Below are 7,160 nucleotides of genomic sequence, written 5' to 3' on the forward strand. Positions count from 1 at the left end.
TAACGGAGAAATGTTTATCGTAGGATCGGATGGCAACTAATCTTCCAATCCACCCGCCCATTTGAGACATCCTATGATGTGTTCATGGAACCATTCTTCGTTCCAAAGGGCATCGGGATGTCCGAGTGCCGTATACATCACGCGTCCTTTTCCGTAGGTATGGCACCAACCGAGTGCGTAATCATCGTCTTCACGATTACCGCGAGAGAGATCGATGGAATCGTTGTCCAAACGCATCAGGACCCGTGTTTTGGAGCGATCCCAATCTTTAAACGTGTAGATTTCATCAACGACCTTGAAGTTGCTCCCGAGCATACGCGTGGCTGGATGGTTCCCGTCTTCCACGATCACGTTTACTTCTTGATGCCATGGGTGTCCGGCGAAATAGCCACCGAGCATCTCACCGTATTCGGGCCAGTCGTAGCAGGTGTCTGTCGCGTTGTGGATGCCGAAGAAGGCTTTGCCGTTCCGCACAAAACTCAACAGTGCCTCTTTCTGAGCGTCATCAAACGGAAGATTACCTGTCGTTGCGAATGCGAGGATGTCTTGGTTTTCAAGGTTTTCGGCGTTAATTCGGTCGCATCGGTGTGTTGTGGTGACATTCCAACCGTTTGCTGCACCAATTTGCTTCAGGGCGACTTCTGCATCGGGTAAATAAGTGTGCTCAAAGCCAGCGGAATGGCGTAACATTAGAATGTTCATAGAAAACTCCTTTACAATGGGGCGATGCGCGAGATACATGACGATGAATTGATAATTCTTTAGTTTTCGCATTAAATTTAGGAACTCTATCAGATCACGCGCTTTTTTCGTATACGTATTATACAAAATTGTCAGAAAAAATGTTAAACTATTTTGTATTATAGCGTCACATAAAGCAGTGTTGACGCTCATTCATGTGATACGTTATTATTGATATTCACCCAACACCTTCTGGATATCCAAGGCACAAAACGATAGGAGAACCAAATGAGGTTTCTAAAAAAAGGCGACAAAAAAAAACCGAAATCCGCGTCGGATACTGCGGCGAAAGCACATCCCGACTTAAAGGTAATTACGGGTTCACAAATTTCGGGTCGACAACCCCAACAACCAACGGCTCCCCGACAACAACCTCAGCAACAAAACATCACATTACCCAATATCAAGTATAAAATCGCCGTCGCCAGTGGGAAAGGCGGGGTCGGGAAATCTACCGTCGCTACCAATCTCGCAATTTCCTTGGCGAATGCGGGGGCAGCAGTCGGTTTGATGGACGCTGATGCCTACGGTCCCAGCATCCCAACAATGATGGGTATCCAAGAACAACCCAAGACCAGCCCGGAACGTAAGATTATTCCGCTCGTTCGGCACGACATTAAACTCATGTCGATTGGGTTTATGGTGCCCGAAGAGCAGGCGATGATCTGGCGGGGACCGATGTTACACAGTGCCATTCGCCAATTTCTCAGCGATGTGGACTGGGGGGAACTCGATTATCTCATCATTGACCTGCCACCGGGAACAGGGGATGTCGCCCTCTCGCTCACGCAAGCGATTCCGCTCACGGGTGCGCTCATTGTTACGACCCCACAAGATGTCGCTCTCGCCGATGTTCGACGCGGCGTTGCCATGTTCGAACGTCTCGGTGTACCTATCCTCGGTATCATTGAAAACATGAGCTACTTCATCTGTCCGCACTGCCACGAGAAAACAGAAATCTTTAGGGCGGATGGCGGTAAAAACACCAGTGAACGCTTTGGCGTTACGTTCTTGGGGCAAATCCCCCTTGATGCTGAAGTTTGCACTGCCGGGGACATCGGCGTGCCGATTGTCGCCGGACATCCAGAATCCCCACAATCCGAAGCCTTCGGCGCGGTCGCGGCGGAATTAACGACGGTTCTGGAGGAGAGTGGCGAAGAAGACGAATTGACGATCCTCTAAACCTCGACACAAAAGAAACTTCATTGACAAATCCTGCGTTTCCTATTAGAGTAAGTTTAGATTTATATCCGAAACCGTTAACGCTTTCTCATTCGAGTGATAGAGAAATCCTACGTAAGGAGGCACTCTCATGGCGAATACAGGTTGGGGAAACATCTACAAAAAACTCGGGGCACGCCCCGTCATTAATGCGACAGGCAACCAGACCGTCCGAGGCGGATCCACACCTTCGGCAACCGTCCGAGACGCAATGCGCCAAGCGGATGAAAGTTACGTCGAAATGGAGGAATTGCTCGAAAAATCGGGACAATTCATCGCTGAACAGTTGGGGGTTGAAGACGCGTATGTTACTGCTGGATGCTATGCCGCACTCGTCTTGGCATCCGCAGCGGTCATGACAGGAAACGCCCCTGACAAATGCGCACAACTTCCAGATACCACCGGACTCAAGGACGAGATCGTTTTTCAGAGGATACAGCACTACGGCTATGATCGCGCGTTTACGGTTCCGGGGAGTAAACTCATATCTGTAGGGGACGAAAACGGCTGCACCGAGGTAGCATTGAAGGATGCTATCGGTGAGAACACAGCCGCAGTCGCGTATCTCATCCAACCCAATCAGGGCAACGCCGTCCCGTTAGAGACAGCGATTGAGATTGCGCACTCACACAATCTACCATTGATTGCCGATGCTGCCGCTCAAATCTATCCGCTTGATTACTTCCGGCGGAATGCCCAATCTGCCGACCTCGTCTGTTTCGGTGGCAAGTATTTCAATGCCCCTCATTCTACAGGGTTTATTTGTGGTAGGAAGGATCTCCTCGAAATCGTTCGTGCGCACGGCTTCATTGGACCAAAACCCGTTGGACGTGGCATGAAAGTAGACCGGCAGGAGATTATCGGGTTGGTGACGGCTATCGACATCTGGTTGTCAACCGACCATGGGGCGCGGTCAAAGGAACAGGATGGGAGATATGCTGTTCTTGCACAGGGACTTGAGAATCTCGACGGGGTATCGTGCGAAGTCCATTACCAAGAGAGAAGCCATACCCTGTCGAATCTGCATGTTACGTTTGATACTGCCATTAGTGGTAAGGATGCTACGCAGGTCGCACACGAATTGGATGCTGGCACCCCGCGTATCAAGGTGAACACGCAGGGCAAGGAAACCGTTGTGATTAATGCCTACACCCTCAATGCGGGGGAAGAGGACATTATCGCAAACGCCTTGCGACACCTCTTACGTGGATAATACCTGCAACACCCGTAGGGGCAGGTCTTGTGCCTGCCCCGCTGTGCTACCAGAAAACCCAGTCTGCCCACGGCTTTATATTAAGCACCATCCCTAATAAACAGAACGCCGCCGAACCCCCGAGTGCCCCTTTCCCAGCTGCCTCCAGTTGTAGCCTTCGCGCTCGCGCTTTATAGGCATCGGTATAGATACTCACATAGTTCGCTGGTTTACCGAGAAGTCGGTCAACAGGCGGGATAGGCTGGTAGAGGTAAGCACCACCCATAGCAACAATACCGAGTGGAAGATTACCCGCCACTCCCAGGATCCCTCCAGCAGCAAGCCATAATGTTGTATTTATATCCTCTTCGGCGTCAAATTCAGCGTCCGATTTAGCGCCAAGGATGACCGTGTGCTGCTGCGCGAAACAATACATGTTTAAACTGAGTCCTAACGTTAGGACGATCAAAACGTGAAATAGCGGACCTTTTTTCATTTCTACTCCTTGTTGAAAAGGTCGAGTATCTCTACGGCACCTGTATTTCAATAGCGCGGCGTTCCGTTGTCGCCTTGCGTGCGGCTTCGATAATCGCGAGGTTGTGATACGCCTTCTCGGCAGGCACTGGTAGGGGTGTGTCCGCAGCAAGGGCGTTGAAGGTCTCCGTGAAGTATCGGACATGTCCACTGGCATCGTTCTGCTCAGCCTCGTTGAAAGCAGGGATATCCAATTCCTTCCAGCCATCTGCCCTCGTGAAACGCCGAAGTGCGTCCTTCACATTTTGGCGATGTCGGACGCGTAAAGAGCCGTTTTCAGCGTGCATCTCGCACCAGCCGGAATCCGTGCCGGGCACGCACCACGCCCCCGAAACCGTGGTGACGGCACCGTTTTCATGTTCGCAGAGGAGCATGGCGAGGTCGTCAACATCGATGTCAATTCGCATCGTTTTCACCCGTGCTTCGACATACCGCACTGGGGATCGCATCAGTGTGCAGACTGCGTAGATTTCATGATAACTCGTGTCGATGATGCAGCCACCACCTTTGGCGCGGCTCGCACGCCATGCGAATGCAGCGGTCGGATGATCAGCCGAGAAATCTGTCGGTTTCAGTCCCATACCGACGCTCCGTCCGAAATGCGATTCACCCAAGGCATCCAGTTCCGTCATCGCCGCTCGCATCCCGGCAGTAAAGATATAGTTATGCACGACCGTATAAGGAACGCTGTTACGGCGGACTGCCTCCAAAATTCTATCCGCCTCTGCTAACGTCGTCGCCATCGGTTTTTCAGAGATAATAGCAACACCTGCTTCTGCCGCTTCGATTACCTGCTCAGCATGAAATGAATGCGGTGTGGCAACCGTCACGGCGTCAATTGTTGCCTGTCCCAGCATTTCCCGATAATCTGTATAGCGATTTTCTGTAGGCACATTGAACATGTCCCCAATCTTTTGCAGATTCTCAGGAACAATATCCGCAAGTGCAGTAACCTTGACAGTCTCTGGAAGCGAGCAATAGGCGCGGGCATGCGTATTCTGCACAATACCGCCGCAGCCAATCAGCCCCAAGCGGATCGGTTTCTTCATTGTGTGTCTCCTTTCCATAGAGTTTAGCAGTTTTTGGCGTAGCTTGCAAGCCAAAACTTGCTGTTATCAAGGCGTGTTAAGGTCAAATGCTTTATGCGGTTTGACTGGACCATTTAGTTTTCCGTTTTTTAGCATTTTGGGCTCTCCAGATTCGGTAGGTGCGGTTTACCAATTCGGATTCAGTGTTCTGTGAGAGCATCCTCCTTTTTCTTGAAAAGATGATTTTGTACCTGGAGGGCTAACGCAAATCACGTGGTTTTCCAATTCAGTCTCAGGTGTTGGAAAAATGGAAGGGAACACATAAGTTCTCTGGTTCATCAATTTGTCTTGTCAAAATAAAGGTTCGACTTTATAAATGGACGATAGAAGGCCGTTGTCGTGAGATTTTTATCATACCTGTTTTTGCCAAATATGCTATAATGTTTCCACACGGTTCGCACACCGCAATTTCTGATAAATGCACTGAACACCAAGGCGATTTACATAAATCTTGTTCATAAACAGAGAAAGGAACGCACCATGAGCCAAGAACAAAAAAAAGGATCTGAAGAGACGAAAGATGAAGGAAAACACCCCGATATACCTGAAGATAAACTCTCCGTTACGCATCACAGTGTTACCATCAATGGCGAGGAGATCCGTTACACCGCCACGGCAGGGACACTCGTTCTGAAAGAGGAAATCGACAAGGAAGGCGAAAAACCGAAAGCCTCCGTTTTCTTTATTGCGTATACACGGGACGATGTAGAGGATACATCCAAACGTCCAATAACGTTCTCCTTCAACGGAGGTCCCGGATCTTCATCTGTATGGTTACATCTGGGGGTCTTGGGACCGCGGTGTGTCAAACCCGACGAAGACGGAGAATTGCCACATCCGCCATATCAATTGACGAACAACGACTGTTCTATTTTAGACAAAACCGATCTCGTTTTCATCGATCCCGTCAGCACTGGGTTCAGCAGAGCCGTTCCGGGTGAAGAGGCAAAACAGTTCCACGGCTTCAAGCGGGATATTGAATCGGTTGGCGATTTTATTTTGCTCTATCTGGGGCGCTACAAACGTTGGGGGTCCCCCAAACTCCTCATCGGCGAAAGTTATGGAACAACGCGGGCTGGTGGGCTGGCGGGGTATCTGCAGGGACGACACGGTGCTTATCTCAACGCCATCCTGCTCGTTTCAGTCGTGCTTAATTTCCAGACAATCCGATTCGCACCGGGCAATGATCTTCCCTACATTCTCTATCTACCCACTTATGCAGCGACTGCACGTTATCATGACAAATTAGATGAAGTCGATAGCGAATTTGAGGCATTCATGGACGAGGTGAAAGCGTTCGCGCTGGGTGATTACACCCTCGCTTTGATGCAGGGCAGTGCTGTGCCTCCAGATCAACGTGCCGCTATCGTTCAACACCTCGCGAAGTATACTGGACTTACACCCGAATATATTGAGCGCACGGACATGCGAATTAACATTATGCGGTTTTGCAAGGAGTTGCTCCGAGATGAAGGTCGCACAGTCGGACGTTTTGATAGCCGATACAAGGGAATCGACCGCGATGCAGCGGGTGAAACTTACGAATACGATCCGAGTTCCGCTGTCGTGCAAGGCGCGTATACCGCCGCTCTCAACGCGTATGTCCGAGATGAACTTGAATTTGAATCCGACCTCCCTTATGAAATCTTGAGTCGCCGCGTCCACCCGTGGGACTACGGCGACCATCAGAACGAATACGTCAACGTCTCCGATACACTTCGCGCCGCAATGACCATGAACCCTGCCCTGAAAGTTTTTGTCGCAAACGGCTATTACGACTTAGCAACACCCTTTTTGGCATCAGAGTATACCTTCAGCCATTTGGGGCTTGACGAATCCCTGCAGGATAACATCACGACGGCTTACTATCAGGCGGGACACATGATGTATATCGATCAAGCGGAATTGCGTAAGATGAAAGACGACTTGGATGCATTCCTTGACGACGTGCTTCCGTAACCCCTATATCTTACCCGTAAAGCTTTTTTTAATGTATGAGTCTCTGCCCTAAGAATTTGGACGGAACCCGTAGCTTGCAACACCGGCGCAGGCAGGTCTACGGGCAGGAGCATCAAATCCCCAGTTCACCTGACCGAACCGCGAGATAATTAGCAGTCAGTTATCAGTTTTCAGTAAAAAGGTTTTCGTTAAATCCAAACGGTAGCCTGCAACAATACGCAGAAATACCCCGGGGAATGCCACACGGCATTCATACCCGGGGAAGCCCACACGGGCTTCATACCGTTGATTCTGATTCGCAAAAACACGCAGGCGGATATACGGAGATAAGATTATTCGTCCAATTGCCCTAACCGAACCGCAAGGAATAATTATAGTAAAACCCATAATTAATGGGACATTTGACAGCGGGCGAGGGGACCTCG

The 7,160-nt window shown here is 50.1% G+C and carries 6 protein-coding genes; 3 read left to right on the forward strand and 3 right to left on the reverse strand.

Going from position 1 to position 7,160, the window contains the following annotated elements; genetic code table 11:
• Positions 1-36: 36 nt before the first annotated feature.
• On the reverse strand, positions 37-894 hold the full coding sequence (locus F4X88_20240) for a ThuA domain-containing protein (protein MYA58613.1): 858 nt from the start codon (positions 892-894) through the stop codon (positions 37-39).
• Positions 895-969: 75 nt separating this feature from the next.
• Between F4X88_20240 and F4X88_20245 the strand changes: the two genes are divergently transcribed.
• Positions 970-1,923, forward strand: coding sequence for an Mrp/NBP35 family ATP-binding protein (locus F4X88_20245; protein MYA58614.1), 954 nt, complete (start codon positions 970-972; stop codon positions 1,921-1,923).
• Positions 1,924-2,053: 130 nt separating this feature from the next.
• On the forward strand, positions 2,054-3,175 hold the full coding sequence (locus tag F4X88_20250) for an aminotransferase class V-fold PLP-dependent enzyme (GenBank protein MYA58615.1): 1,122 nt from the start codon (positions 2,054-2,056) through the stop codon (positions 3,173-3,175).
• Between the two features lie 46 nt (positions 3,176-3,221).
• Here the strand turns inward: F4X88_20250 and F4X88_20255 are convergent, their stop codons facing one another.
• Together F4X88_20255 and F4X88_20260 are read right to left on the reverse strand one after the other, a co-directional pair.
• A complete protein-coding gene (locus F4X88_20255; GenBank protein MYA58616.1) occupies positions 3,222-3,650 on the reverse strand; it encodes a hypothetical protein in 429 nt (142 codons plus the stop codon).
• Positions 3,651-3,681: 31 nt separating this feature from the next.
• Positions 3,682-4,755, reverse strand: coding sequence for a Gfo/Idh/MocA family oxidoreductase (locus F4X88_20260; protein MYA58617.1), 1,074 nt, complete (start codon positions 4,753-4,755; stop codon positions 3,682-3,684).
• Between the two features lie 501 nt (positions 4,756-5,256).
• On the opposite strand from F4X88_20260, the gene F4X88_20265 reads away from it, so the two are divergent.
• Positions 5,257-6,735: a peptidase S10 gene (locus F4X88_20265; protein MYA58618.1), complete on the forward strand. Its 1,479-nt coding sequence runs from the start codon at positions 5,257-5,259 to the stop codon at positions 6,733-6,735.
• Positions 6,736-7,160: the final 425 nt, after the last annotated feature.

Source organism: Candidatus Poribacteria bacterium (assembly GCA_009839745.1).
Taxonomy (GTDB): Bacteria; Poribacteria; WGA-4E; order WGA-4E; family WGA-3G; genus WGA-3G.